Source organism: Streptomyces sp. YJ-C3, from assembly GCF_053891275.1.
The window spans coordinates 4,315,121-4,341,680 of record NZ_CM132685.1 but is presented as its reverse complement, the minus strand read 5'-3'; the positions used below and the strand labels follow the sequence as shown (position 1 = coordinate 4,341,680).

The following is a 26,560-nucleotide window of genomic DNA, read 5'->3' as shown; positions in this document are numbered from 1 at the left end:
CTGCGGAGATCGAGGGCCTCGAGCTCGTCGGACGCCCGTACAGCTGGCTCAGGCGCGAGCGCCTCCACTTCGTGGAGCGCCCGTAGCCGGCACGGGCGCTCCACGCTGCGGAATCACAACAACCGCTCTACGACGGCCCTTACTGAACCGCCCCGTCCGGAATGCACACGTATCCCCGGCCCCACGCGTTCCGCTCGACATGGCTCGGCTCCGTGGAGCGCAGGCAGAAGAGCCACGCCTGACGGTAGGACGGGTTCGTCAGGAGCAGCTCCTGCTCGTCGTCGTCCGCGCCGACGAAGCTGTCGTACGCCTCGTTCGACAGCACGACGGTGCCGGTGCCGGGGTCGGGGTCGGCGGCGAGGGCCGGGGCTGACCAGGCGATGGACGCGGCCAGGGCCAGGACGACGGCGCCCGTGGCGGTACGGATACGCATGAAGGTCTCCTTGATGAGAGGACGACAGGACATCGCCTGCTCAACCCCTGAGCCCCGCCTTGGTCACGATCCCCGCCCCCGAACAGGCCACGCGACTCCGCCTGGCCGTGCGGGCAGCGGGGACCGCGGTAGTGGTGGGCTGAACCACCGCCGGGCCGGGCAACGCGTCGTCCGTCGTGGGCGAGCTCTTCACGCTCGCGTCGGATAGCTCGGTCTCAGGTTCTGGGTCTCGTGGGGGCACGCCACTGCCTCGGGCACCTCAGGGTCCTACGGATTGGAGCCGGTCAAGGTCAGTCGGAGGTCCGGCGCAATACCAGGCAGACGAAGCCGAAGCTGTCCCGGTAAGAACGCAGCCATTCTGAGCGGCGGGTGGCGGCTGTGGAGAGGGCTTCGGAGCTGTCCGGATCATCAGGGTGGTCCAAGGCCCATGCGGCCAGCGATCCCCAGCACGCCCACTCGTAGTCGTCCAGCTCCCGGCGGGTGCTCACGTGGCCGTGCACGGGCGTCCAGCCGTCAGCGGTCACACGGTCCAAGGTGGTCGCCAGGTCCGCGAAGTCGCCCAACATCTCCACGGCCTCAGGAGAAGGCTCCTTCTCCCAGAATCCGTCACCGACCAGGACGGATCCGCCCGGAGCCAGATGCTTGCGTGCCGCCGCGAGAGTGGGCAGCAGTCCGCCGAAGGCATGGGCGGCCCCGACGCTCAACACCAAGTCAAACGGGTGCACGGAGGAGAAGTCGGCTGCTGCCTGATGGTGGAGAGTCAGGCGCTCTTGAACGCCCAGCCCGGTTGCCGCCTCACGAGCTTGCGCCAGTGCGTCTTCAGAGATGTCGACGCCCTCGGCATGCAGGCGAGGACTGGTGGCCAGGGCACGAAGGAGCCACTCCGCTCCCCCACAACCGAGGTCGAGCACACGCGCGTCCTGTCGGGAGATTCCGTGCTCGAGCAGTGCGCGCACCGAATCGTCGTCGAGCGGGGACTTGATCGGATGGTTGGCATGCGCGATCCGTGACATCTGTTCGCGGTTCATTGGCGCAGCCTGACACCGTCGCGAGACCGTACGCATCTTCATTTCCACACCGAGCGTCACGTCCATCGCTTCTGCCTTTTGCGGGGCGGCGGTGTTCGACTCTTTCTTGGCATCGGGGGTCGAAGAAGCGGTGTCGTTCCGGGAGCCGCAGCCGACGGCGGCGAAACTGACTGCTCACACGTCACGCACGGCCTATCCCCATGGCGTCGGTGTGGAGCGGATCCAGGTTGAGCGGGTGGCAGTCAGCCTGCTCACGAATCGATCAGTGCCGCAGGCTCGGCGTGGCCGGTGGCCGGCCACGCTCACCACGTCACGTTCAGCGTTCCTCCCACCGGAAGTGCGTGCCAGCGCCCGGCGTATTCGTCGAAGCGAGCCACGATCCGATCGACGACCGGCGGGATGTGCTGCGCCGTGACGTAGGCCGGAAGGTCCGCGGCGTGGCCGCGGCGTACTTCCCACACGGGCAGTGTGATGCCCGCCAGTTCCTCCGACCTGATCATGTCGGCGCGCTCACGCGCGGAGGATGTGGTCCGCTTCATCTTGCGGCGGCGCAGTGCCTTGGTGCGCTCCGCCGGGTCGGCAGGCCAGAACATGCCGTTGTCACCTGCGGCAAGCTGTCCGAACACTCCAAGCTCGATCCCTGCCTCTGCCTCGACGAGCAGATGGACCAGGTCATGAGGGAGATAGTCATGGCCTCCCGGCCCGTTGCGCGGGGCGAGAGCAGGACCGGCGTCGCGCTGCACGGCGATGCGGTAGCTGGTTCCCGGGCCCTTGGTGAAGACGACCTGCATGAGCAAACGGTAAGCGGCTCAGGCCGACCGACGCATCCGGTTTTTCCCGCCTTCGGCTTACCCGCGAGCTGCACTTCGACGCCGAGGACATCGACAGTGCGCCTCCCCCTTTCAAGGGCGTGTGCGCGACGGGCTACGTGAAAGCGCTCGCCCCGAGCTGCGGTTCCCGTAGAACTCGTGACGCGATCATGGCTGGGTCTTCTTGAGGCGTCTCCAGCAGATGAGACTGCAGGTCAACAAGACGAAGGCGTCGTGGAGTTCGAGGCGTTGTTCCCATCGCATTGCCAGGCGCTGGAACTGGTGGAGTAGCGCGAAGGTCTGTTCGACGACGAGCGGCTTTACGCGCTGCTCGGGGAGTTGTCGCTCAACAGTGACCGGTTCCGTCAGTTGTGGGGGCGTTTGTGGGGGCGTCACGATGTGCGTTCCGCGCACGACGTGACGTTCAGGAGACGGCATCCCCGGGTCGGGCCCATGGACCTGCTGGTCGAGAAATTCCCGGTGCCCGGCAGCGGCTTGGAAGTCCTGCTGCTGCACCCCGGACCCGACTGCCCCACGGCCGCACCTGGCGTACCTCGGGAGCCACTCGCACCCGGGCCGAAGGTGGCGCCTCCCAACGCTGCGTTCGACCCACAGCCGCCGGCCGACAGCTGCCGCGGGGCGACAGGGAGGTCAGCCGCCCTGACCGGCGCTTCCGATCGGGCCGACCTGCACCGGGCTGCCGGAGCCGTCCGTCACGGGCAGCGTGGCGGCGCCCGGCCAGGCGAGGGTGACCGACTTCGTCTCGTCCGGCGGGGTCACCACAAGCCCCGTGATACGGACACCGGAGCCGCCGGACGTGTTGCTCGGGTAGTGGATGCCGAAAGCCATCGACTCCCCGTTCTTGAGGATGCCCTGAGGAGCCTGTTCACCGGTGCGCTTCGCGGACAGCGCGCCCGAGTTGGTCTTCAGGTCGACGCCCGCGTATCCCGAGATCGCGCAGTCGCGGCCGCTCTTGTTCTTGAAGGTCACCGCGACCGTGTTGTCGGGGTCGCCATCGATGGTGTTGTCCGAGGCCGTGATCTCCAGCTGGTCGGTGCGGCACTTGCCGACCTTGCTGTTCGTGTGGGAGCCGGTCCCGGCGGCCGTGCCCTTCCCACCGGAACTCTGCCCGCCCGAGTTCTTCCCCCCGGAGTCCTTCCCGCTTCCCTGATCGGAGCTGCCCGAGCCCGAACCACCGTCCGAGGACGACGCAGTGGCTGCCGGCGACGGGTCGCCCTTCCCCATGTCGCCATCGTCGTTCTGACAGGCAGTGAGCGAGAGCCCCGCGGCAACGGCCAGGGCGGCAAAGGTCAGCTTGCGAACGCGCATTGATTCATCCCCGTATCGATCGAAAGTCCGGCCGCTCGTTCCGTGTCGGTACGAGCGAACGTTTCTGATCACCTAGAGCGGCACGGTCCGGGGGCACGTTCCGTCCAGCCGCTCGCTAATACATTCCTGTTACACGCACGGAGAGGCACCCGTAGCGCCATCGCCGGCAGCGCGCCGCCGGCCGGTGTGGAAGGCTGCTTCCACCGGGGCTCCGCGACTGTTCGCAGCCACCGTCCGCTGGGACGAATCCGTAACCCGACAGCGCTTGACCGCAGGCACTCTGGCGGCCTGGCGACCTGCCAGTGGAGGAAGTGGTTAAGCGGATCCGAGTGTCCCGGCTCGGCCCGGGCCGCCCACGCACCCGCCCCTGCCGATTCGTGCCGACAAGGCATGCGGCTCCCGCAGGATCCGCGCCTTCCTGCGTCGATGCGGGATTCCTACACAACGTCGAACTCGTTGCCTTCCGGGTCCTGCAGCAGGACGGCGTACTGCCCCGAGTCCGGCTCATCCGCGATCCTTAGCACGCTGGCACCGGCTTTGACGAGTCTCTCTACTGTGGTGGTGACCCGCTGCCTACGGACCGCCAACGGGACGTCGCGCCCGCCGCCGACCTTCAGGTCGAAATGTATGCGGTTCTTGGTGGCCTTGGGCTCCGGAACCTGCTGGAACCACACCCGGGGCCCTTGTCCTGCGGGATCGACGATCGACTCCGGGATGTCGCCCGCACCTACGGGCAACTCCTCCTCGGGCACCCCCATGGCTGCCCAGTACTGCCGCCACGTGGCATGGCCGCCCGGTGGAGGTTCGGGTACGTATCCCAGAGCCTCGCTCCAGAACGCGACCAGCCTCTGCGGGTCGGCACAGTCGATCGTCAGTTGCAGCGTCATGTCCATAACCAGAGCCTGACAGACACCTCTGACAGTGATGCGCGGCCTGGCAGCAGGACTGTGCTGCAACGCCATCGTGCCGCGCAAGCTCAACTGGCTTTCATTCAAGCGGTGTTGTGCGGAACACTTCGCGAGATGGATGAGACTACGGGCGCGGAGGCCGACACGGAGCGCCCGGGGCTGGGGCGCCATCGCCACACCTATCGCCCGCAGCGCAAGAAGCCTTCAGCGTACGTGCTGCTTCTGCTGCGGCTGCTCCCCTTCTCGGCCCTGGCCTGTCTCCTGACGATCCTCCTCGGTGTGTTCTTCGACTGGGAGGGAACAGCTGCGGCCGAAGTGGTCGGCGGGCTGGCGCTGCTGGGGCCCTTCACTGTCAGGGCTCTGTGGTACTGGCGGCACACAAAAGTGGAGCTCCGCCTCTACGAGCACGGTCTCGTCGCGATCGCGGCCAACGGTACGGAGACGATCTTCCCCTGGCCGTCGACCACGGTCTTCACGGACGCCTGGAATCGCTACAAGCTGTCCAATGCCGAGGGGACGGTCGTCACCCTCGGAGCAGCGCACCGTGGGCCCTTGCTCAACGGGGTGAAGATCCGTGGTCTTCGCGCCCGTGCAGCGATCAGGGGCGCCCAACTCCCGCAGGAGGAGGAGTGGGGCAGGGCGATCCTGGAGGGCGTCCGGAACGCGCAGCTTGCGTCGATCACCCAGACCGCTCTGGCCGGCGGTGAAGTCCCCTTCGGGGACATCGTGTTGAGCCGAGACAGGCTGACCGTCCGGCGCAGGCGCGGCCGGGACGACTTCACGACCTGGGAGGATGTCGACTCGCTCTCCCTCACGGCCGAAGGCAATCTCTCCATCACCTCGCGAGGAAGCGACTTCCCGACTCACTACGTAAAACCCCGATACCAGATACCCAATTTGGACATCTTTCTCGACCTCTCCGGCCGACTGCACGGACGCAGGGCACGGGCCGCACACACTCCGGCAGCACCGACTCCAACAGAACCCACACCCACACCCACACTCACGCCCACACCAGAACCCCCACCCACGCCCCGCGATGACGAGGAGACGACCGGCGACGTACCAGAACTACTGGCCCTGTACGTCGCTTTCGGCGTGGGCGCGTGGGCCGCCTGGCGCCTCGGCACCCGGCACGACGTCGACGGGTTGGGGTCCGTACTCCTCGCCGTCTGCGCGGCGGCTCTCGGCGGAGTTGTCGGGGCGGCCTTCGGCCTGGTCCTCGCGGCAGCCGTCATGATTGCGCCGAGAGTGGTGGGCGAGTTCCTCATCGAGCCCCTGATCCGCTGGATCCGGCATCGACGGTACGTCGCGTCGACCGCCCTAGCACTGGTCCTTACTGCCCCGCCGGCACTGCTCCTCGTACTATTCCTCCAATTCCCCTCCCGCCTGGTCCCGCTGGTGGCGCTGCTCTTCTTCGGCGGCTGGGCGCTGTTGCTCGCGGTGAAGTGGTGCGGCACGTCCGAGCGCCTGGTCGTACGGCATCTGCCGCACCTCCCTGGGGTGTTCCTGGTCGTCCTCGCCGTCGAGCAGCTCGTCTCCGGCGACGTACTGACCGTCACACCGGCTGCCGGCCTCTTCTTCCCGTTCGCCGTCTGGCTCTCCTGGCGCGGCTGGGGAAAGCTGAAGGACTCCACGCGTCCGACGGTGCAGGCGGTGGCCGACATCGTCGTATCGGTGGAACTCGGCCTCGTGCTGACTTTGCTGATGGTGTGGCTGGCAAACGTCCTGTCGTTCACGCCACCCCAAGTCACAGTCGCACGCGCCCTGTTGGAGAAGGTCCAAGGGCTGACGGAAGTGCACTGGCTGTACTGGCTGGCGGCATACACGCTGCTCGCTGTCGGCAGTTACGTCACACTCCGCTGGCCGGACCATGTCGCGCGGGTCAGACGGCGACTGCGCCCGGCCCGCTTCGGCGGAGCCCGGCTCCCCCTGGGCCTCGGTGCCAACTTCGGACGGCGGTCCCTCTCAGGAATCAACATCGGCATCATGGTCGGCCTGCTGTTCGTCGTCGTTCTCGCTCCTGTGACCGAGGGGACCTGGAAACAGCCCGTGGCCAAGAGATACGCGCTCGAAGTGCAGCGTCGGCAGTACGCCGAGGGCGCCGCGGCCGCGTACAAGGAGATCTACCGGCAGGTCACGCTGCATCCCCGGACCGCTGCCCGGGTGAGAGCCGTGATCCTTGCCGCGCACCGAGCCGCGCCTTCGCCACCTGGCGGACCCGTGAACCGGACGGCGCTGGACATCGCTCGGCAGGTCGGCCGCTTCCAGGCCGGCACTCTCGCTCCCGACGACCAGGCGCCGCCCCAACCCTCCCGGACACCGGAGACCGACGATCTCAACGGACAACTCGATCAGCTCGACGAGAGCCAACAGCGCACCGCGGAGCGGGAGAGACAGACCGACCGGTTCGCCGAGCTCGCCTCCCTCGCGATCACCCGCACCTTCGACGCCCTCGACCTGGGCGACAACCAAGCCGTGCAACTCGTCAAGGAGTACCTCGGCGGGCTGGTGGAGGACGGCCCGGTCAAGAAGATCTTCCACCGGTGGGGTGAACGCATCGGCGAGCCCCCGCCCGACGGCGATCAGCTCGTACGCATCGACGTCCGCCGCCTGACCACAGTGGCCTACGACCGCACCCGGGCCATGGTCGAACGCGCCGACGCCAGCCTGCTCGCCTTCTACGGCCGATTCGGCATCGGTGTCCCCAGCGAGGACACCTCGCTGACACCCGCGATCGACCTGGCGAACCAGCACCGGTACCTGCAGCAGGGCACGGGCCCGTGCGCCGGCTGTGTCAACTCCCCGAACAGCGGATCCAGCACGGGCGGAGGCTCCGGAGGCGGCGGCCGCCGCTGAATCGGAATCGCCGGCCCCGACGGGGAGGGGATCTCTTCGGCGGCGCGGCAGCGCTGTACGCGGCGGGGTCCACTGTTCCGGCCACCACGCTCGCCGGCGTGCCGATCTTCTACCACGTGCGGTCGTGGGACCGAGTCGTGTGGCTGCTCAGACACTGAGCCCGGACGCCGGCGCCCCCGCCTTCAGATGTACCGCCGGATGCGTCGCCGCCCGTGGCTCTACTACTCCGAAGGCGGACACTACGAACGACCCCGGCGGCGAAGGGGAGAACTCGAACGCATCGAGTCCTAAGATCCGCTCATGGTGAGCGAACTACCTGATGAGCTGCTCGAACTGCAGCGCGCGGCCGACGACGAGGGCCGGAAACTGGAACACCTCGACGACGGCGAACGCGAGAAGCAACGCGAGGTCTGGTTCGCAGCGGCGGCGAAATCCCAGGCGGCGGTCTCCGACTACGCCGCGCGCAACGACCTCAACCGGTACGAGGTCGAGAAGCAAGTCAGACAGACCGTTCGGCATCCTCCGACCCCGGAGGAGTAACAACGGCTAACACGATGACGCGGATCGGCGCTGTTAGCCGTGTCCGCGTCAGGAGTCGGGCGTTGTCTGGGAATGGGGACTTCGCCGTGGATCGTGTCGGATGACCTGTGGCAGCGGATCGAGCCCCTGCTGCCGCGCAAGGAACGTCGGTTTCGGCATCCCAAGCCGCTGCCGGACCGGCAGGTGCTGTGCGGAATCATGTTTGTTCTGCACACCGGCATCCAGTGGGAGTACCTGCCGTAGGAGTTGGGCTTCGGTTCTGGCATGACCTGCTGGCGGCGGCTGCGGGACTGGAACGAGGCGGGCGTCTGGCAGCAACTGCACGAAGTACTGCTGGCCGAACTCAACGCGGCGGCCCGTCTCGACTGGTCGCGTGCGGTGGTCGACTCCAGCCACGTGCGGGCCATAAATGGGGGAGCCGGACGGGACCGAGTCCGGTCGATCGCGGCCGAACCGGATCGAAACACCACCTGATCACCGACGGACACGGCACACCGCTCGCCGTGATCCTCACGGGCGGCAACCGCAACGACGTCACCCAGCTCCTGCCCCTGATCGACGCCATCCCAGCTATCAGGGGCCGGGTCGGGCATCCGCGACGTAGGCCGGACTCACTCTTCGCCGACCGCGGGTACGACCACGACATCTACCGCGATCAGGTCCGCCAGCGCCGCATCGTCCCGGCTATCGCCCGCCGCGGCACCCCCCATGGCACCGGACTGGGCAAATACCGCTGGGTCGTCGAACGCAGCTTCGCCTGGCTCCACGGCTTCAAACGCATCCGCATCCGCTGGGAACGCCGAGCCGACATCCACGAAGCCTTCCTCAAACTCGCCTGCTGCCTCATCACCCATCGACAGATCGGCTCACTGCGAGGGCCGATGCCGGCCCGTGAGACAAATCTGGCTACTTCCAGACGGTGAAGTAGTTCGTGACGGGCATAGTGATCTTGAAGACCATCCCGTACTCGCGTCGCAGATCCGCCACGCTGGTCGAGGCGGGCTCTCTGAGGCAACGTCGCACTGGCGGATCATGGGGGCTACATGAGCGAGGCTCTTCAATCACCTCACCTGTGTTCCCACTGCGCACCTGGTCCCAGCTCAGACTGATGGTGCCTGCGCTGAAGAGCTCTGTTGGTTCCCCGGTTCCTGGTCCTTGTGGGTCGCCTGCTTTCCCGCGGTAGTAGTCGACGACTGCGCGCGCGTAGTGGAAGTCGTGGTCGAAGGGGATGGGAGGTCCCGTACGGTCTCCTGCGCTGAGCACTCCGTCGATGGTGTCGGCCATCCTGCGGGGATCTGCCCCAAAGTAGGCAGCAACGGACATGGTGCACTTGATCTTGTACCTGTCGGAGCCTGTCGGAAAAAACAGCTCCTTCGCGCTCCCGCCAACACACACGTCTTCCAGAACAACCAGCCCCAGCGTGAGCGGCGTTTCGGCGTCCCAGACGGCAATGACGTCCCGACTGGCCAACTCAACCTCCTGCCGTGCCTTCAGGGCTTCAGGACTGCCAGCCAGCTTGCGCACGGTCTTCTCGCTGGTCGCGCGCCCGCACGCTGCGAGAACAAGCACCAAGGTGATAGTGAAAGGTAACCCGAACACACGACGTATCCAGGATCTCTGCTGTCGACTCAAAGCCGGCAGGCCGAGCCAGGCCGCAGCGACAGTAGCCAGAAGAACAGCCAGGACGAGTATCAAGATCCAGAAGGTGGTCGCCATGACGGCCATGATTCGCTAGCCGCACGAACCGCTGCTACCCGTACGGATACTCATAGAGCTCGACGTCGAGGGGTCGGGCACCCATCTCCTACCTGGAGCGAGAGCAGCGTCACCTCATTCTGTTAGGCGCTGTAAGCCACTCCCCCAGCGGCCGCTCCTCGTCCGGCGTCCTGGGGACGACGTCCGCGCCGCACAACGCGCGCGACGCCGCAGCCGGTGATCTCCTGGAAGCCCCCGGCCTTGCGCCATACCCGCGTACAGGAGAACCGCATGACCACCTCCGCCCCCACCCGGCCGCTCGTCGTCGTCACCGGGGCCAGCTCCGGTATCGGCGCCGCCACCGCACGACTGCTGTCGGAGCGCGGCCACGCCCTGCTGCTGCTCGCCCGTCGCGCCGAACGGATGACGGAGCTCGGGCTTCCGCACGCCCTGTGCCGGGCCGTCGACGTGACGGACCGCGAGGCGGTGGCGGCGGCGGTCGCGGAGGGCGAGGCGGCGTACGGTCCCGTGGACGGCCTGGTCAACAACGCCGGGGTGATGCTCCTCGGGCAGATGGACCGGCAGTCGCCCGAGGAGTGGGACACGATGTTCGATGTGAACGTGCGGGGCCTGCTCAACGGGGTGCACGCCGTCTTGAACGGCATGCTGGAGCGCCGCGCCGGCACCATCGTGAACATCAGCTCGGTCGCGGGCCGCAAGACATTCCCGAACCACACCGCGTACGTGGGAACGAAGTTCGCCGTGCACGCCATGTCCGAGAATCTGCGCGAGGAGGTCGCCGACCGCGGGGTCCGAGTCGTCACGATCGCGCCCGGGGCCGTGGAGACGGAGCTGCTCTCACACACCAGCGACGAGCAGATCAAGACGGACTACGAGGCGTGGAAGGAGTCCGCGGGCGGCGCCCTCGCCCCCGAGGCGGTCGCCGAGGCCGTGGCGTTCGCCTACGGACAGCCGCCCCAGGTGTGCGTCCGCGAGATCGTCCTCGCCGCCACCGGTCAGCAGGCCTGAGCCGGGGCAGTCGCCCTCACTCCTGGCCCGCGACCGAGCATGGTGAGTCCGCGGCCCACATAGGGCAACTGCCTTATGGTTAAGGAGACTTGGAGATAAGGCACCAGGAACTCACCTCGCCAACCCTGTTCGACGTACCGGCGGCGCGGGTATGCCATGTCTTGCCGCGCGCACGTCATATGCGCGGATTCGGCTTCGACCGGGGGGCTTCGGTGCGCAACAGGGTTGCTGGCATGGGGCTCGGTGAGATCCGCGGCGATTACGCCGTCATCAATCCTGCGACAGGCGCCATGATGCAGGTGCTACGGGGGTTCTTGCTGCTTGGCTGGGGCGCCCTGCTCGTGGCTACGGTCGTCAACCCGTCCGCGGTCGATAGCAATGCCGCTGTCGCGACAGCCGTGGTGGCCGCGGTGTACGCCCTGAAGTTCGGATGGCGGCGGATGACGGCCTGGTCCGGTGTGAACAGGTGTTACCTGTGTGCGGAGGGCGTGGCCGTCACCAGCCGATTCGGCCGGGTGCGCGACTCCGTGGCGTGGAGCGAGGTGACGGGTGTGCAGCAGACGACGGTGGTGGGTTTCGTTGTGGGCTGCCATCGCATCGAAATGTTCAGAAGCCGCTCCGCCGCGCCCCTCTGGTTCGTGGCGCCGGGTGCGAACTCCGCCCTGGTCAGGGCCCTGCTCGACGAGGGCAGGCGCATCGGTGCTCTCCAGTGAACCCAACCTTCCGTGCCCGGGATGCCGCCGGCGACAGCACCGGCGACAACCACGCTATGTGTCGACCGACGGCCGTGACAGCACGACCAGGCTGCGTGACTCGACCTGAAGGAGTGCCTCGGCCTTGTGTTCCTTCTCGTCGGGCTCGCCGGCCGGCTCCGCCGTGTCGATCTTCGTGGTCCAGCACACTCCGTACGCGGGGCCGGGGAGCTGAAACTCCATCGGCTCCCAATAGCAGTTGAAGAGCATGAGGAAGGAGTCGTCCACGACCCGGTCGCCGCAGGGGTCCGGCTCCGTGATCGCGTCCCCGTTCAGGAAGACGGCCAGCGCGTGGGCATCGGGCCATCGCCAGTCCTTGTGCGTCATCTCGGCGCCGTCCGGGCGCAGCCACACCAGATCCGGCAGCCCCTGCCACTCGTGCGGGGCGACCTCGCCCTGGAAGAAGCGGCGCCGGCGCAGGACGGGATGCGCGGTGCGCAGTTCACCGAGCCGCCGCGTGAAGTCCAGCAGGGACGACTCCTCGTCGCTCAGGTTCCAGTCGATCCAGGTCAGTTCGTTGTCCTGGCAGTAGGCGTTGTTGTTGCCGTCCTGCGTGCGGCCGACTTCGTCGCCGTGGCTGAGCATGGGGATGCCTTGCGACAGCATGAGGGTTGTTAGGAAGTTGCGCTGTTGCCGGCAGCGCAGCGCGCGCACGTCGGGAGCGTCGGTGGGGCCTTCGGCGCCGCAGTTCCAGGAACGGTTGTTGCTCTCGCCGTCGCGGTTGTCCTCGCCGTTGGCCTCGTTGTGCTTGGAGTCGTACGAGACCAGGTCGCGCAGTGTGAATCCGTCGTGCGCGGTGATGAAGTTGACGCTGGCGCGCGGCCGGCGCCGATCGCGCTGGTACAGGTCGGCGGAGCCTGTGAGGCGGGCGGCGAACTCCGGGAGTGAATGTTCGCGGGCGCACCACAGGTCGCGGATGCTGTCGCGGTACTTGCCGTTCCATTCGGACCACAGCGGCGGGAAGTTCCCTACCTGGTAGCCGCCGTCGCCGACGTCCCAGGGCTCGGCGATCAGCTTCACGCGGTTGATGACGGGGTCCTGTTGGATGAGGTCGAAGAAGGCGGACAGCCGGTCGACCTCGTGGAACTGTCGTGCCAGGGTCGCCGCGAGGTCGAAGCGGAATCCGTCCACGTGGCATTCGGTGACCCAGTAGCGCAGCGAGTCCATGATCAGCTGAAGGACGTTGGGGTGGCGCATCAGCAGGCTGTTGCCAGTGCCTGTGGTGTCGTAGTAGCGGCTGAAGTCCTCGTCGGAAAGCCGGTAGTACGACGCGTTGTCGATGCCGCGGAAGGAGAGCGTGGGGCCGTTCTCGTTGCCCTCGGCCGTGTGGTTGTAGACGACGTCGAGGATCACTTCGAGCCCGGCCGCGTGCAGGGCCTTGACCATGCCCTTGAACTCGTCGACCTGGTGGCCGAGTGTGCCGGTGGCGGCGTAGGCGTGATGGGGCGCGAAGAAGCCGATGGTGTTGTAGCCCCAGTAGTTCGAGAGCCCTCGGTCCAGGAGAAAACCGTCCTGGACGAATTGGTGGATCGGCATCAGCTCGACTGCCGTCACCTTCAGGGATGTCAGATGGTCCAGGACGGCCGGACTGGCCAGGCCGGCATACGTGCCGCGCAATTCCTCCGGTACCCCTGGATGTGTGCGGGTCAGGCCACGCACATGCGCCTCGTAGATGACGGAGTCGGTGTAGGGGTGCCGGGGTGACTCGTCCGCCTCCCAGTCGAAGGCCGGGTCGACGACGACTCCGCACAGGCCCTGGGCGAAGCCGCCGTCGGGGGCGGCCTGCTCGTGGATCGCTCGGGCGTAGGGGTCCAGCAGGAAGGCAGAGGCGTCGCAGCGATGTCCGGACGTCGGTTCCCAGGGGCCGTGGACCCGGTAGCCGTAGCGCTGCCCGGGACCGATGCCGGGCACGTAGCCGTGCCAGACGAATCCGTCGACGTCGGGCAGTGTCACGGTCCGTTCGGAGCCATCGGGGTCCACCAGGATCAGATCCACCTGGTCGGCCACGCCGCTGAACAGGGCGAAGTTCGTGCCGTGACCGTCGTAGGCCGCCCCCAACGGGTAGGGGCGGCCGGTGCGCACGGGTGCGGTCACGAAACCGCCCCGGCCGTCAGCGGTCCGTCGGCCGTCGGGACGGCACGCGGCACCTGCCGCTCGGCGCCCGCGGACGGGACAGGACGCTTCGGGGCCAGCGGCTCGCGGACGCTGTTCCGGCTGCGCAGGGAGAACCAGACGATGCGCCGGGCGTGCGTGGTGCAGCTGCCCCAGCCGTCGCTCAGTGCCGCGATACGGCTCAGGCAGGCCAGAGCGGCGGACCGCTGGTCGGCTCCGGCGGCGTCCTGATGCGACACGGCGGTGATCAAGTGCTGGCCGGTCCACCACGTCTCGATCGTCACAGGGCCCCCGCCCACCGCGGCCTCCATCAGCAGCCCGACCCCCCGGGTCGCGGGCGTCACCAGCTTCTCGAGCCCCCAGTACCGCAGGTGCGCGGCGACGATGCGCTGCATCTGGCCGACGCGCTCCGGCTCGGGATCCACCTCGACGTGGTAGTAGCGGGGCACTGTCCGGTTCATGGTTTCTGCTCCTCATCGCGGAGCTCGCGCCCGTCGACACGACGGGGCCGTGCGCACGGAGCGTGAGCACTGCTGGTTCGAGAGTCAGGATTCAGCCTCGCCCCACTACTCCATTCGTGCAACACGAGCGTGTTCGTCTCGTGACGCTGGGCTCAACAGGACGGATGGCGATCGGCCGCGCACGATGGTGGAGGAGCTGCCGCGTGTGACCGGCCGCTCCCTCTCCGTGCACGGTGTGCGGGCCCATCGGGCCCGGCGGCGCGGAGCCCAGGAGGTCGACGGATGCCATGGACGCATCGCGTACCGACACGGAGCTCGGCCGGCGCCTGCGGCGCTACCGCCAGTGGGAGCGCCGCTTCCTCGCCGCTCCCGCCGACGCCGATGTCCGCGCACGGTTCGAGCGGGCCGCAGGGGCGTTGTGCGCCGTGACCGGCGAGCGGTGCGGCCGGGAGGCCGCGGTGACGGCGGAACGCCGCTTGCGGGCCGAAGGTATGCGCGAGCGGACCGCGACGACGACCCTCGTGTGACCCCAACTGCCGTGCACAACGCGAGAGGTGAGACGGATGACGACGGTGCCGCATCCCGTGCCCGTGTCGATCGAGCGGGTACGCCCCCGGGTGGAAGGGGGCCTCGGCATGGCGAAGGCCGTCGTCGGTGAGACCTTCCCGGTCACGGCCACGGTGTTCGTCGAAGGATCCGCGGTCGTCCGTGCTCAGGCCGTGCTGTGTGATCCCGGCGGCAGTGCCGTCGAGTACCGCGCGATGCGTGAGACGAGCCCGGGCGAGGACCGCTGGAGCGCGGAGGTCACCCCGTCCGCGCCCGGCACGTGGAGCTTCTGCGTCCGGGCCTGGTGCGATCCCGTGGCCACGTGGCAACGGGATGCCGCCGTCAAAGTGCAGGCCGGCGTGGACACCGACCTCACGCTCGAAGAAGGGGCCGTGCTCCTGGAACGGATCCTTACCGGCACGTCCGACGACGCCCCGGCCGCGGCCACGCTGCGCACCGCCCTCGACGTGCTGTGCGACGGGCGCCGTCACGCAGGTGACCGGCTGGCGGCGACGACCGTGCGGGAGGTCCTCGCCGTACTGGAGTCCCATCCCTTGCGAGAGCGGCTCACCGAGAGCGAACCGCTGCCGTTGCTGGTGGAGCGGGAGCGGGCGTTGTACGGGTCCTGGTACGAGTTCTTCCCGCGCTCCGAGGGGGCGGTGCTGGAGGCCGAGAAGCCACCGGTGAGCGGGACGTTCCGGACGGCGGCACGACGCCTACCGGCGATCGCGGAGATGGGTTTCGACGTGGTGTATCTGCCGCCGATCCATCCGATCGGGACGACGCACCGCAAGGGACGGGACAACACGCTCTCGCCGGATCCTCATGATGTGGGGGTGCCCTGGGCGATCGGTTCGCCGGAAGGCGGGCACGACGCGGTGCATCCGGATCTGGGGACGCTGGAGGACTTCGACGCGTTCGCGACACGCGCGCGGGAGCAGGGTCTGGAGATCGCCCTCGACTTCGCGCTGCAGTGCTCGCCGGACCATCCCTGGGTGGACAAACATCCGGAGTGGTTCCGCCACCGGCCCGACGGGTCGATCGCGTACGCGGAGAATCCGCCCAAGAAGTACCAGGACATCTACCCGATCGCCTTCGACCGCGACATGCTGGGACTGGTGGCGGAGACAACGCGGATCCTGCGGCACTGGATGGCGCACGGAGTGCGGATCTTCCGGGTGGACAACCCGCACACGAAGCCGGTCGTCTTCTGGGAGCAGGTCATCGCGGACATCAACCGTACCGACCCCGACGTGATCTTCCTGGCCGAGGCGTTCACCCGTCCGGCGATGATGCGAACGCTGGCCGAAGTCGGCTTCCAGCAGTCGTACACGTACTTCACCTGGCGCAACACGAAGCGCGAACTCACGGACTATGTGGAGGAGTTGGCTCGGGAGTCGGCGGCGGTGATGCGACCGAACTTCTTCGTGAACACGCCCGACATCCTGCCCGGGTTCCTCCAGGACGGAGGCCGCCCGGCCTTCGAGCTGCGGGCGGTGCTGGCGGCCACGCTCTCGCCCGCCTGGGGCGTCTACAGCGGCTACGAACTCTGCGAGAACACTCCGCTGCGTTCCGGCAGCGAGGAGTATCTGCACTCCGAGAAATACGAACTACGGCCACGGGACTGGGAGTCGGCCGCGCGCGAGGGACGCAGCATCGCCCCGCTGATCAGCGCGCTCAACGACATCAGGCGCCGCAGCCCGGCCCTTCGCCGACTGCGCGACGTGCACTTCCACCACGCCGACAAGGACGAAGTGATCGTGTACTCGAAGCGCAGCGGTTCGAACACGGTCCTGGTGGTCGTGAACCTCGATCCGCACCACACGCAGGAAGCGACGGTGTCGCTCGACTGCGCGCACCTGAACCTGGCCCCTGACGCCTCGTTCCGCGTACGCGACGAACTGACGGGCGCGACCTACACCTGGGGCGCCACCAACTACGTCCGCCTGGTTCCTGGCGAGTCACCCGCACACATCTTCACCTTCGACTGAACACCCGGCCCGCTCTGCCAGGACGCGCAAGGACGCGGCAATGGAGGGAGATCACCATGACCGTCCATGAACCGATGCTGACCCCGCCCACTCCCGACAGGCGACGGGATCCGGACTGGTTCAAGCGTGCCGTCTTCTACGAAGTGCTGGTGCGCTCGTTCTACGACAGCAACGGAGACGGTGTCGGTGACCTCAAGGGCCTCACGGCGAAGCTGGACTATCTCCAGTGGCTCGGGGTCGACGCGCTCTGGCTGCCCCCGTTCTTCAAGTCACCGCTGCGGGACGGCGGTTACGACGTCGCCAACCACATCTCCGCCCTGCCGGAGTTCGGTGACCTGGCCGACTTCGTCGAGTTCGTGGACGCGGCGCACCAGCGCGGGATGCGCGTCATCATCGACTTCGTCATGAACCACACCAGTGACCAGCACGAGTGGTTCCAGCAGTCGCGCTCCGACCCCGAGGGGCCGTACGGCGATTACTACGTCTGGGCGGACGACGACAAGCAGTACCAGGACGCGCGGATCATCTTCGTCGACACCGAGGCCTCGAACTGGACCTTCGACCCGGTGCGCAAGCAGTACTTCTGGCACCGCTTCTTCTCCCACCAGCCGGATCTCAACTACGAGAACCCGGCCGTCCAGGAGGAGATCCTGGCCGCGCTGCGGTTCTGGCTGGACCTCGGCATCGACGGGTTCCGCCTCGACGCGGTCCCGTACCTGTACGCCGAGGAGGGCACCAACTGCGAGAACCTCCCCGCCACCCACGACTTCCTCAAGCGGGTCCGCAAGGAGATCGACGCCCAGTACCCGGACGTGGTGATCCTCGCCGAGGCGAACCAGTGGCCCGAGGACGTCGTCGACTACTTCGGCGACTTCCAGTCGGGCGGCGACGAGTGCCACATGGCGTTCCACTTCCCGGTCATGCCGCGCATCTTCATGGCGGTGCGCCGGGAGTCCCGCTACCCGGTCTCGGAGATCCTCGCCAAGACCCCGGCGATCCCGTCGAGCTGCCAGTGGGGCATCTTCCTGCGCAACCACGACGAGCTCACCCTCGAAATGGTCACCGACGAGGAACGCGACTACATGTACGCGGAGTACGCCAAGGACCCGCGGATGCGCGCGAACATCGGCATCCGCCGCCGCCTGGCCCCGCTCCTCGACAACGACCGCAACCAGATCGAGCTCTTCACCGCCCTGCTGCTGTCCCTGCCCGGCTCGCCGATCCTCTACTACGGCGACGAGATCGGCATGGGCGACAACATCTGGCTGGGCGACCGCGACGCGGTGCGCACCCCGATGCAGTGGACCCCGGACCGCAACGCGGGCTTCTCCTCCTGCGACCCGGGCCGCCTGTCCCTGCCCGCGATCATGGACCCCGTCTACGGCTACCAGGTCACCAACGTCGAGGCCTCCATGTCCTCCCCGTCGTCGCTGCTGCACTGGACCCGACGCATGATCGAGATCCGCAAGCAGAACCCGGCGTTCGGCCTCGGCTCGTACCGCGAACTGGCCTCCTCCAACTCCGCCGTCCTGGCGTTCCTCCGCGAGTACGGCGACGACCTGGTGCTGTGCGTCCACAACTTCTCCCGCTTCGCCCAGCCCACCGAACTCGACCTCCAGGCCTTCAACGGACGGCATCCCGTCGAACTCATCGGAGACGTCCAGTTCCCCGCCATCGGTGAACTGCCCTACCTGCTCACCCTCGCAGGACACGGCTTCTACTGGTTCCGGCTGCGCGGCACATCCCTCACACCCCGTGTCGCTCACCACGATTGGACCTGATCCGCCATGACCACGCCCCTGCTGACCGAACCGGGTGTCACACCCGCGCGGCTCGCCGCGCTTCTGGCCCGCTGGCTGCCCGACCAGCGGTGGTTCACCGGCCGCGACCACAAGATCACGAGCCTGTCCGTGGTCGCGGCGACGGAACTCACGGCCGACTGCTTCCACCTGCTGGTCAGGGTCGAGCACGGCGGCGAACAGGACTGCGTCCACTACCAGCTGCTGCTGGGCGCGGCCACCGACGTGTCACCACGGTTGCGGAGCCGCGTCCTCGGCGAGGTCGAGGGGGCTGCCGGGCAGGGCCTGCTGGTGTACGACGCCGTGCACGACCACCGCGCGGCGGCACTGCTCCTCGACCGCATCCGCAGGGGCGGCAGGTTGGGCACTCTGCGCTTCGAGTCGTTCCCGCGCACAGGCGTCCCGAGCCACCTGACGCCCCACGTCCTGGACGTCGAGCAGTCGAACACCTCGATCGTCTACGGCGACCGGCTCATCCTCAAACTCTTCCGGCGTGTACAGCCCGGCATCAACCCCGACCTGGAGGTGCCCGCCGTCCTGGCGCGGCACGGCTGCACGCAGGTCCTCGCGCCCACTGCCTGGTTCCACACGTCCGCCCCGTTCTTCGCGACACTGGGCGTCGTCCAGCCCTACCTCGCCGATGCCACGGACGGCTGGACTCTGGCGCTCGAATCGGCCCTGGAACGAACGGACTTCGTCGAGGAGGCCCGGGACCTGGGCCGCGCGACGGCCGCACTGCACGTGGCCCTGTCCGAGGCGTTCCCCGTCACCGCGGCCCCCTCGGACCACGCCCTGCGACTGGCGGACGCCATGACCCATCGCCTGCGGCGCGCGGCCTCCCTCGTGCCGTCGCTGCGCGCGTACGTGCCGCGACTCAGGGACGTCTTCGCCGAGTTCGCGCTGGCGAGCAGTGATCTGCCGCTGCAAAGGATCCACGGCGACCTCCATCTGGGGCAGGTGCTGCGGACCCGTGGCGCCTGGCACATCGTCGACTTCGAGGGCGAACCGGCCAAGCCGCCGGCGGAACGGCGCGGTGACCACTCCCCGGTCGGTGACGTGGCGGGCATGCTGCGGTCGTTCGACTACGCGGCCCATGTCGGCGCCTCGCCCCGGCCGCGGTGGGCCGAGCGCACGCGCGCCGCGTTCTGCAGCGGGTACGCCGAATCGGGGCGGTTCGATCCGCACGCCATCGCGGCGGTGCTGCGCGGGCACGAGGCGGACCGGGCCGTCTACGAGGTCGTCTACGAGGCGGCCCATCGCCCCGACTGGATCACCGTTCCCATGACGGCCGTCGCACGCCTGTGCCGCGTCGGCTGACCGTTCCTCACACGACCGCAGCAAGGGAGTTCCGCAGATGGCCGTCGCCGACGTGGCACCGACCACCGCCACCCACCGCGCGCACCGCGCGCCGGCTCTGGCCGCGGAGGACCGCGGCCGGCTGCTGCGCGGCGAGCACCATGATCCGCACTCCGTCCTGGGCGCGCACCCGCGGCCCGACGGTCTGATCGTGCGCTGCCTGCGGCCGGACGCGCTCGCCGTCTGTGTCCTCGCAGGGCCCACCGCGTGGGCCCTGCACGACGAGGGCGGCGGCCTGTTCGCAGGCACGATCCCGGGTGGAAGCAGCGGCGCGCACCGTCTGCGCGTGGCCTATGCGGACGCGGTCGTCGAGGTCGACGACCCGTACCGCTTCCCGCCCACGCTCGGGGAGTTCGATCTCCACCTCATCTCCGAGGGACGGCACGAGGAACTATGGACCGTGCTCGGCGCCCATGTGCTGGAGCAACAAAATGTCTCGGGCACGCGTTTCGCTGTCTGGGCGCCCGACGCCAGGGGCGTACGCGTGCGCGGCGACTTCTGCCACTGGGACGGCACAGCATTGCCGATGCGCTCGCTCGGAAGCTCCGGCGTCTGGGAACTCTTCGTCCCCGGAGTCGGCGCGGGAGCCCTCTACAAGTTCGAGATCACGGGTCCCGACGGCGCGAGGCTGGAGCGTGCCGACCCCATGGCCCGTCGCACACAGCCGCCGCCTGCGACCGCTTCGATCGTGGCGGACAGCGACTATGGCTGGGGCGACGCGCAGTGGTTGAGGCAACGCGCCGACCGTCCGGCCCACACGGCGCCCATGTCCGTCTATGAGGTGCACCTCGCCTCATGGAGACCCGGTGCGACCTATCGAGATCTGGCCGATGAACTGGCCGCGTACACGAGGGAGTTGGGCTTCACGCACGTGGAACTCCTGCCGATCGCCGAGCACCCCTTCGGCGGCTCCTGGGGCTACCAGGTCACCGGCTTCTACGCCCCCACCGCGCGCCTAGGCACCCCCGACGACTTCAAGTACTTCGTCGACACCCTGCACCAGGCGGGTATCGGCGTCATCCTCGACTGGGTTCCCGGCCACTTCCCCCGCGACGAATGGGCGCTGGCACGGTTCGACGGGCGCCCCCTGTACGAACCACAGGACCCGGCACAGGCCGCCCACCCCGACTGGGGCACGCTCGTCTTCGACTTCGGGCGCCGCGAGGTGCGCAACTTCCTCGTCGCCAACGCCGTCTACTGGTGTCAGGAGTTCCACATCGACGGCCTGCGCGTCGACGCCGTCGCCTCCATGCTCTACCTCGACTACTCCCGCCCGGACGGCACCTGGACGCCCAACGCGCACGGCGGACGGGAGAACCTGGACGCTGTCGCCTTTCTGCAGGAGATGAACTCGACTCTCTACCGGCGCTGCCCGGGCATCGTCACCATCGCGGAGGAATCGACCGCGTGGGACGGCGTGACCCGGCCGACGGACCAACCGGCAGCGGGCGGCCTCGGCGGGCTGGGCTTCGGCCTCAAATGGAACATGGGCTGGTCCCACGACTCCCTCGCCTACCTCGCCCGCGACCCCGTCCACCGCAAGTACCACCATCACGAGATGACGTTCTCGATGGTCTACGCGTACAGCGAGAACTACGTCCTGCCCGTCTCCCACGACGAAGTCGTGCACGGCAAGCGCTCACTCGTCTCGAAGATGCCCGGCGACTGGTGGCAGCAGCTCGCCAACCACCGCGCCTACCTGGGCTTCATGTGGGCCCACCCCGGCAAGAAGCTGTTGTTCATGGGGCAGGAATTCGCGCAGGGCGCCGAATGGTCCGAGGCCGACGGACCCCAATGGTGGGTGCTCGACGGGCATCACCCCGCGCACGAGGACCACCGCGGCGTCCAGCGTCTGGTGTCCGACCTCAACCGGCTCTACACGGCCGACCCCGCCCTGTGGGAGCAGGACTGCACTCCTGCGGGGTTCTCCTGGACCGAGGCGGACGCAGCGGACGACAACGTCCTGGCGTTCCTCCGCCACTCCGCCGACGGCGACCCGCTCCTGGTCGTCGTCAACTTCTCCCCCGAGGTACGCGACGACTACCGGATCGGTGTCCCTCTCGTTGCCCCGTCGACCTGGCGCGAGATCCTCAACACCGATGCCCTGCGCTACGGCGGCAGCGGCGTCCTGAACGCGGGGCCCCTCCCCCAGGAGCCCCGCGCCCACAACGGCTTCCCCGCCTCGATCACGCTGCGCCTCCCGCCGTTGGCGGCGCTCTGGCTCAGCCCCGGAGCCCCCGGGCTCGCCTGACCGCCGCCGTCGAGGCGTTGGCGAGGAAGGCCTCTCAAGATGCGGCGCGTGCGGCGGATCTTGCTGTCACGGCGTGTACGGCGTGTAGGTGATCGACGAGACCTTGAGGTACCTGGCCCCGTCTGCTGTGGCCCACGTCGAGGAGTCCGGGTTGCCCGGCCAGTCCCCGCCGACTGCCGTGTTCACGATGAAGCGCATGCCGACACCCGGAGCGGTGGTGTACCACTTCGTGCCGGTGATGGTGCCGTCCACAGTGAAGTCGATGTGGTCGGGCCACCACGTGAACGAGTACGTGTGGAACGCATTGGTCCAGCCCGAGGAGTTGCCCTTCGAGAACTGCGTCTGGGCGTTGTTCGGGTCGTGGAAGGTCTGGTACACGGTGTTCGGGTTCTGCCCGACGATCTCGGCGGCGTCGAACTCGGGCAGCCACGGGTTCAGGTACGCCGCCCATACGGCGGGCAGAAGGCCCTGGCCGTTGGGCATGTTCGCGGTGAAGCTGTAGGTGCCGTAGCCGTAGAGCGCCTTCGACTCCACGCGACCCGAGTAGTACGTCCCGTCGGCGGCCTTGTACGTCTTGATCATGAGCGTGCCGCCGTCGTACCAGACGCAGTCCGGTGTGTAGGTCTCCAACTCGTTGTTGGCGGTCCATCTCCCGCTGATGGTGTTCCAGGAGTTGACCGTCTGCGGCGCTCCCCAGGTTCCCGCGTGCGCTCGCGGCTGGCCGAGGAGAAGCAGCGACAGCGAGGCGAGGACGACGGTGATGAGTCTGGCCGGCTTGAGAAGTGCGGATGACATCGCGGCTCCATTGCTCGGATGACATTGACCGTGGGAGCGGTCCCACGGCCACTTCAGTAGCGGACTGTAGAAGTCCGTTCAATACCTGACAAGACTCACGGCAGCAGATTTCAGCTGACTTCTTTAGTTGAAGACATGAGGTGGGGATTCCTGCGCACTTCTGGCGACCGCATCGCGTCGGATGTGTCAACTCTCAGGGTTTGCACTCCGAAAGGGCCCGGGCGGCAACTCCGCTGCCGGACGGAGCTTCGACTACCGGCAGAGGGGTTCGGTCGAAGGGCTAGATTTTGCGGCAGTACAGGGCATCGGCTGTTCCGCCGCGTCCGATGGCCGTGGAGAAGGCGATGCCGGCGGCGTACTCGTCGGCGTTGCATTGCGCCTTGTAGAAGCCTGTGGCGTAGTCGCCGCCTTCGCCGGAGGCGGGGCGGCTGTCGCCTCGGTCGTCCCACAGTGTGCGGCCCGCGCCTGCGAGTGTGATGCGTGCGGGTGAGCACAACACGGCGGACACCCGGTTGCCCCGGACGCTGTACCCGATCATGAACTGTGCTTCGGCGCATTGGTACTTGGTGAAGCCGCTCGCCCAGTCCGCGGTGACGTTCGCCTGCGAGGCAACCTTGACCGGTGCCCCGGAGGCCGCGAGAGCCGAGGCGCCTGCGTCGGTGCACAAGGCGCCCTGGCCTCGCTGGCTGATGCCGATGAGCCGTTGGTCGTCGGGGCAGGACAGTTTGCGTGCTCCGCTGTCCCAGTCGGCTGCGGCCCGCAGTGCGCGGTTGGCGTCCGCATGGGTGGCCTTCAGCATCGACCAGGTACGCACCTGCGGCACCGTCCCCTCCCGCCCTGGAGCGGCGGTGAGCTTGCGCCAGGCGGTCGCGCGCCAGTCGTCGCCGTCGAGGATGCTGCGGGCCGTGCCTGCGGTGTCGTAGCGGATCAGACCCCACCGATTGCCTTGGTCGTTGTCGTGGAAGCCGACGGCCGGCCAGTAGGCGAAGTCGAGGTCGTGGTCGATGAGGAAGTCCACCGTGTTGGCGAACCAGGTGCGCTCCTTGGCGTCGGCGTCCTTGGCGACGCCGAACTCGCTGATCCACACAGGGGCTGTGAAGTGCCGGTCGGGAGTGTCCGCCACGTAGGAGGCCGTGTCGCGCATGACCGAGAACAGGTCGTCGCGGCCGAGGTCGCGGTAGCGGGCATCAGTGGTCTCGCCGGTGCCGGTCGCACCGCTGTGCCGGGGTCCCGTGTAGCCGTAGAAGTGGGCGGCGTAGACGAGCTTGTGGGAGCGCACCAGTGTGTTCGACAGGGCGGCGACGGGCTTGAGGAGCGGTCGGTCGTGCCAGAACCCGTCCACCGGGATGCCGGCCCAGTTGATGCCTTCGACCATGATGAGCAGGTCCGGATTGGCGTCCTTGAGGATCAGGTCGCCGGCTTGTTGTGCGGCTGCGGCCCAGTCGTGGGCGTCCCCCAGGCCCCAGTTGGGGTCGTCGAACACATCGCGGCGTACTTCGTTGCGGAGGTCGGCCCCCACGACGCGGGGGTTGGAACGGTAGCGCTTCGCCATGAACACCCAGTCGTCGAGCCACTTCTGGGTGCTCTGGCCGCTGTTCCAGCGTTCATTGCCGTCAACGCCGCAGCACCAACGGGTCGTCGTGGTGTGGTTGTTGAGGATGACCGCGAATCCGGCATCGGTCAGCGCCTGAACCGCTTCGTCGAACACCTCCAGGGGGCGCAGCCCGTTCAGGCGCGGGTTCGCTGTCAGCCCGGCCACCGGCTGGGTGTCGCTGAGCATCTCGTCGGAGAAGGGCAGGCGCACGCTGTTGAGTCCCAGGCCCTGGAAGTCGGCGATGATCCGGCTCATCGGGACCCGGTCCAGCCCGAGTGGCGCCCGGTGCCCCACTTCCCCCGCGTGGTTGTGCGCCGGATCGTCGGGCGAGCCCGATCCGTCCCAGGTGCCGCTGGAGCCATGCCAGTTGCCCGACTTCAGCTTGAACCGCTTCCCGTCCGCATCGACGATGTAGCGACCTCGGGTGCTGAGCGGTGCGCTCCAGGCGGGTGGTGCATCGGCTGTGGCGTTCGGCGTGGTCCTGGCCGGCTGAGCCATGACCGCGGACGGGCCGAGCAACAACCACGTCGCCAGCAGGGCAAGAACGAGCAGCAAGCGCGAGCGCACTGGGCGACTCCTCTGTGGGGAAGGATCGCCCCGACCTTAGAGCCGCACTACGCAGAATTGAAGGGACACCGACATCTTTAGGGTGGATTGGACGCAAGAGTGCCCGAGAAGCGGCGGGCAGGTACCTGCGTACGCCGGCATCGGCCGACTTGTCCCTGACTCAGATCCCGAAGTCGGCCCGACCGGCCTGCCGTCGGCTCACTCGCCCAGCCATCCGTGGTCAGCTTTGCTGACGGAAGTCGAGCATGTAGAAGACCTTGTCATAGCGGTGTTCTCCGACGGCGACGAAATCGGGCAGTCGGCCGTACTCGGTGAAGCCCAGGGACCGGTAGAGCTGCAGGGCGCGGGTGTTGTCGCCCCGGGCGTCCAAGGTGAGGACCTCGATGCCTGCCTCGCGGGCGTCGGCGATCAGGGAATCGGTGAGTGCCCGCCCGACACCGCGGCCATGGGCAGCGGCGTCCACCGCGAGTTTTTCGAGATCGGCGTGCGGCCGGTGGGTCGGCCGGGCGTAGCGCAGCCAGTACCCCAGGCCGACAAGGCGTCGGCCGAGGTAAGCGGCGCGCAGGGCCCCGTCTCCGGACTGCACCGCAGCCATGACGTGGCCGACGAGTTCCGCCACCTCATCCTTCGAGGGCGGTTCGACCCAGCCCAGCGCGGCGCCTCCACCGACCAGGTCCGCCAGGATCTGGTGGGCCGATTCCGCGAACCGGGCCTCCAGCTCCGGATCGGACGCCAGCTCCCGGGCGTCGAGGATGGCAGGCTCAGTGGTGATTCCGCTGTTCATGGCCGCATTCATGATCTCCAGCCTAGCCAGCCCCGTGCCCAGGCATGGGCCTGCTCCCTGGCAGGGTGTGAACGGCCGGGCAGCCGTTCGCCGTCAGGCCACGACCCAAGCAACGGTGGTGAGTGCTCCGCACACGGCGCCTGCCACGGTCTGCGGCGCCGTGTGATAGCGCAAGGCCACACGGGACCAGCACACCGCGGCGGTGACGGTGCAGCCCAGAAGCCACCAAGGAGAATGGACGACAGCGAGCAGCGCCACGACGGCCGAGGCGACCGCGGAGTCGACCGAGATCTTCCATACGGTGTTGACGCTCAGGAGCGCGACAGTCATGATCCACAGCGCGATCATGGCTTTCAGGATGTCCGGCGGGGCATGGCCCGCCAGCATGACCAGTACGCCGACCCCGATCGACATCAGGATGACGAGGAAGATGGGGGCTCGTTTGGTGCGGTCGACGACGTGGCGGTCTCCCCAGGTGCCCCGCCTGCGGTGGTACTCGATGTAGCTCGCGGGCACGATGCCTGCGCACAGTGCGCCGAGCAGTCCCCATGGCAGGCCGGAGAGGTCACCAGCAGCGGCGACGCCGATGGCGAGCATGCCCGCCACCAGTACGTTGCGGGGCTGCAAGAGGTCCGTGATGACTCGTGCGGCGCGATTCTCCGGCGCTGTGGCGGAAGTCGGAGCCGGGGCCGAGTTCATCGTTGCCTTTCGTTGCGGGCGGGAGCTGGAACTGCCTTACTCTGCGGGGCAGTTGGCCCGCCGCCTCAGCGGCGTGGACACGACTGCCTCGGTGGTCAGGACCCTATAGGGCGTTGCGCAGACGCCAAGAGCCAGGGGTCCGGGAGGGCACAGCGCGGGGCCCTTCACGCCGATACCCGCCCGGCCACAACAGGTCCTCGGGCTGGGACGACTACGCGGCCCG

At 68.0% G+C, this 26,560-nt stretch carries 21 protein-coding genes and 2 pseudogenes; 11 read left to right on the top strand and 12 right to left on the bottom strand.

Features of this window, described 5'->3' with window-relative positions:
- Positions 1-139: 139 nt before the first annotated feature.
- The 3 genes from ACVHNB_RS19405 to ACVHNB_RS19395 form a co-directional block, all read right to left on the bottom strand.
- Positions 140-433, bottom strand: coding sequence for a hypothetical protein (locus ACVHNB_RS19405; RefSeq protein WP_456228742.1), 294 nt, complete (start codon positions 431-433; stop codon positions 140-142).
- Between the two features lie 290 nt (positions 434-723).
- Complete coding sequence (locus ACVHNB_RS19400; RefSeq protein WP_456228913.1) at positions 724-1,461, bottom strand: SAM-dependent methyltransferase; 738 nt, start codon at positions 1,459-1,461, stop codon at positions 724-726.
- Positions 1,462-1,763: 302 nt separating this feature from the next.
- Positions 1,764-2,252, bottom strand: a complete 489-nt coding sequence (locus tag ACVHNB_RS19395) for a hypothetical protein (RefSeq protein WP_456228741.1) — start codon at positions 2,250-2,252, stop codon at positions 1,764-1,766.
- 357 nt (positions 2,253-2,609) lie between these two features.
- Between ACVHNB_RS19395 and ACVHNB_RS19390 the strand changes: the two are divergent.
- Positions 2,610-2,753 (top strand): annotated as a pseudogene (locus ACVHNB_RS19390) (MmyB family transcriptional regulator); the annotation flags it as partial.
- Positions 2,754-2,921: 168 nt separating this feature from the next.
- Here the strand turns inward: ACVHNB_RS19390 and ACVHNB_RS19385 are convergent.
- Both ACVHNB_RS19385 and ACVHNB_RS19380 read right to left on the bottom strand, forming a co-directional pair.
- A complete protein-coding gene (locus tag ACVHNB_RS19385) occupies positions 2,922-3,599 on the bottom strand; it encodes a DUF4232 domain-containing protein (protein ID WP_456228740.1) in 678 nt (225 codons plus the stop codon).
- 437 nt (positions 3,600-4,036) lie between these two features.
- Positions 4,037-4,492 carry a VOC family protein gene (locus ACVHNB_RS19380; protein ID WP_428949869.1) on the bottom strand — a complete coding sequence of 152 codons (456 nt, stop codon included), beginning with the start codon at positions 4,490-4,492 and terminating at the stop codon, positions 4,037-4,039.
- 129 nt (positions 4,493-4,621) lie between these two features.
- On the opposite strand from ACVHNB_RS19380, the gene ACVHNB_RS19375 reads away from it, so the two are divergent.
- The 3 genes and pseudogenes from ACVHNB_RS19375 to ACVHNB_RS19365 form a co-directional block, all read left to right on the top strand.
- Positions 4,622-7,366 carry a DUF6585 family protein gene (locus ACVHNB_RS19375; protein WP_456228739.1) on the top strand — a complete coding sequence of 915 codons (2,745 nt, stop codon included), beginning with the start codon at positions 4,622-4,624 and terminating at the stop codon, positions 7,364-7,366.
- A gap of 300 nt (positions 7,367-7,666) precedes the next feature.
- Positions 7,667-7,906, top strand: a complete 240-nt coding sequence (locus tag ACVHNB_RS19370; protein WP_456228738.1) for a hypothetical protein — start codon at positions 7,667-7,669, stop codon at positions 7,904-7,906.
- Positions 7,907-7,996: 90 nt separating this feature from the next.
- Positions 7,997-8,829: pseudogene (locus tag ACVHNB_RS19365) on the top strand (IS5 family transposase); the annotation flags it as partial.
- On the opposite strand, the gene ACVHNB_RS19360 reads toward ACVHNB_RS19365, so the two are convergent.
- Positions 8,813-9,622, bottom strand: a complete 810-nt coding sequence (locus tag ACVHNB_RS19360; RefSeq protein WP_456228737.1) for a hypothetical protein — start codon at positions 9,620-9,622, stop codon at positions 8,813-8,815. The pseudogene ACVHNB_RS19365 and the gene ACVHNB_RS19360 sit on opposite strands and share 17 nt — an antisense overlap.
- A 270-nt stretch (positions 9,623-9,892) precedes the next feature.
- Here ACVHNB_RS19360 and ACVHNB_RS19355 point away from each other — a divergent pair, with 270 nt between their 5' ends.
- Together ACVHNB_RS19355 and ACVHNB_RS19350 are read left to right on the top strand one after the other, a co-directional pair.
- Positions 9,893-10,630 (top strand): SDR family oxidoreductase, encoded by a 738-nt coding sequence (locus ACVHNB_RS19355; RefSeq protein ID WP_428949873.1) that lies wholly within the window; start codon positions 9,893-9,895, stop codon positions 10,628-10,630.
- Positions 10,631-10,719: 89 nt separating this feature from the next.
- Positions 10,720-11,343, top strand: coding sequence for a hypothetical protein (locus tag ACVHNB_RS19350; RefSeq protein ID WP_428949874.1), 624 nt, complete (start codon positions 10,720-10,722; stop codon positions 11,341-11,343).
- A 54-nt stretch (positions 11,344-11,397) separates the two neighbouring features.
- On the opposite strand, the gene glgX is transcribed toward ACVHNB_RS19350, so the two are convergent.
- Both glgX and ACVHNB_RS19340 read right to left on the bottom strand, forming a co-directional pair.
- Positions 11,398-13,476, bottom strand: coding sequence for a glycogen debranching protein GlgX (gene glgX / locus ACVHNB_RS19345; RefSeq protein WP_428949875.1), 2,079 nt, complete (start codon positions 13,474-13,476; stop codon positions 11,398-11,400).
- A complete protein-coding gene (locus ACVHNB_RS19340; protein ID WP_428949876.1) occupies positions 13,473-13,955 on the bottom strand; it encodes a pep a2 in 483 nt (160 codons plus the stop codon). The genes glgX and ACVHNB_RS19340 overlap by 4 nt, the downstream gene beginning before the upstream one ends.
- A 287-nt stretch (positions 13,956-14,242) precedes the next feature.
- Between ACVHNB_RS19340 and ACVHNB_RS19335 the strand changes: the two genes are divergently transcribed.
- Genes ACVHNB_RS19335 through glgB form a run of 5 tightly spaced genes read left to right on the top strand, consistent with a single transcriptional unit; the run spans position 14,243 to position 21,898 of the window.
- Positions 14,243-14,482, top strand: coding sequence for a DUF5133 domain-containing protein (locus ACVHNB_RS19335; RefSeq protein WP_428949877.1), 240 nt, complete (start codon positions 14,243-14,245; stop codon positions 14,480-14,482).
- Positions 14,483-14,518: 36 nt separating this feature from the next.
- Positions 14,519-16,492 (top strand): maltotransferase domain-containing protein, encoded by a 1,974-nt coding sequence (locus tag ACVHNB_RS19330; RefSeq protein ID WP_456228736.1) that lies wholly within the window; start codon positions 14,519-14,521, stop codon positions 16,490-16,492.
- A 56-nt stretch (positions 16,493-16,548) separates the two neighbouring features.
- Positions 16,549-18,273 (top strand): maltose alpha-D-glucosyltransferase, encoded by a 1,725-nt coding sequence (treS, locus tag ACVHNB_RS19325; RefSeq protein WP_456228735.1) that lies wholly within the window; start codon positions 16,549-16,551, stop codon positions 18,271-18,273.
- Positions 18,274-18,279: 6 nt separating this feature from the next.
- Complete coding sequence (locus tag ACVHNB_RS19320; protein WP_428949880.1) at positions 18,280-19,608, top strand: maltokinase N-terminal cap-like domain-containing protein; 1,329 nt, start codon at positions 18,280-18,282, stop codon at positions 19,606-19,608.
- Positions 19,609-19,645: 37 nt separating this feature from the next.
- The gene (glgB, locus tag ACVHNB_RS19315) at positions 19,646-21,898 is read left to right on the top strand and encodes a 1,4-alpha-glucan branching protein GlgB (RefSeq protein ID WP_456228734.1); all 2,253 of its coding nucleotides are present in this window, start codon (positions 19,646-19,648) and stop codon (positions 21,896-21,898) included.
- A gap of 66 nt (positions 21,899-21,964) precedes the next feature.
- On the opposite strand, the gene ACVHNB_RS19310 is transcribed toward glgB, so the two are convergent.
- From ACVHNB_RS19310 to ACVHNB_RS19295, 4 genes are all read right to left on the bottom strand, one after another.
- On the bottom strand, positions 21,965-22,693 hold the full coding sequence (locus ACVHNB_RS19310; protein ID WP_428949882.1) for a glycoside hydrolase family 16 protein: 729 nt from the start codon (positions 22,691-22,693) through the stop codon (positions 21,965-21,967).
- A 280-nt stretch (positions 22,694-22,973) separates the two neighbouring features.
- A complete protein-coding gene (locus ACVHNB_RS19305; RefSeq protein ID WP_456228733.1) occupies positions 22,974-24,854 on the bottom strand; it encodes a glycoside hydrolase family 5 protein in 1,881 nt (626 codons plus the stop codon).
- A gap of 220 nt (positions 24,855-25,074) precedes the next feature.
- Entirely contained in the window at positions 25,075-25,638 is a 564-nt protein-coding gene (locus ACVHNB_RS19300) for an N-acetyltransferase family protein (protein WP_456228912.1), read from the bottom strand.
- Positions 25,639-25,731: 93 nt separating this feature from the next.
- Positions 25,732-26,337 (bottom strand): hypothetical protein, encoded by a 606-nt coding sequence (locus ACVHNB_RS19295; protein ID WP_456228732.1) that lies wholly within the window; start codon positions 26,335-26,337, stop codon positions 25,732-25,734.
- Between the last annotated feature and the right edge of the window lie 223 nt (positions 26,338-26,560).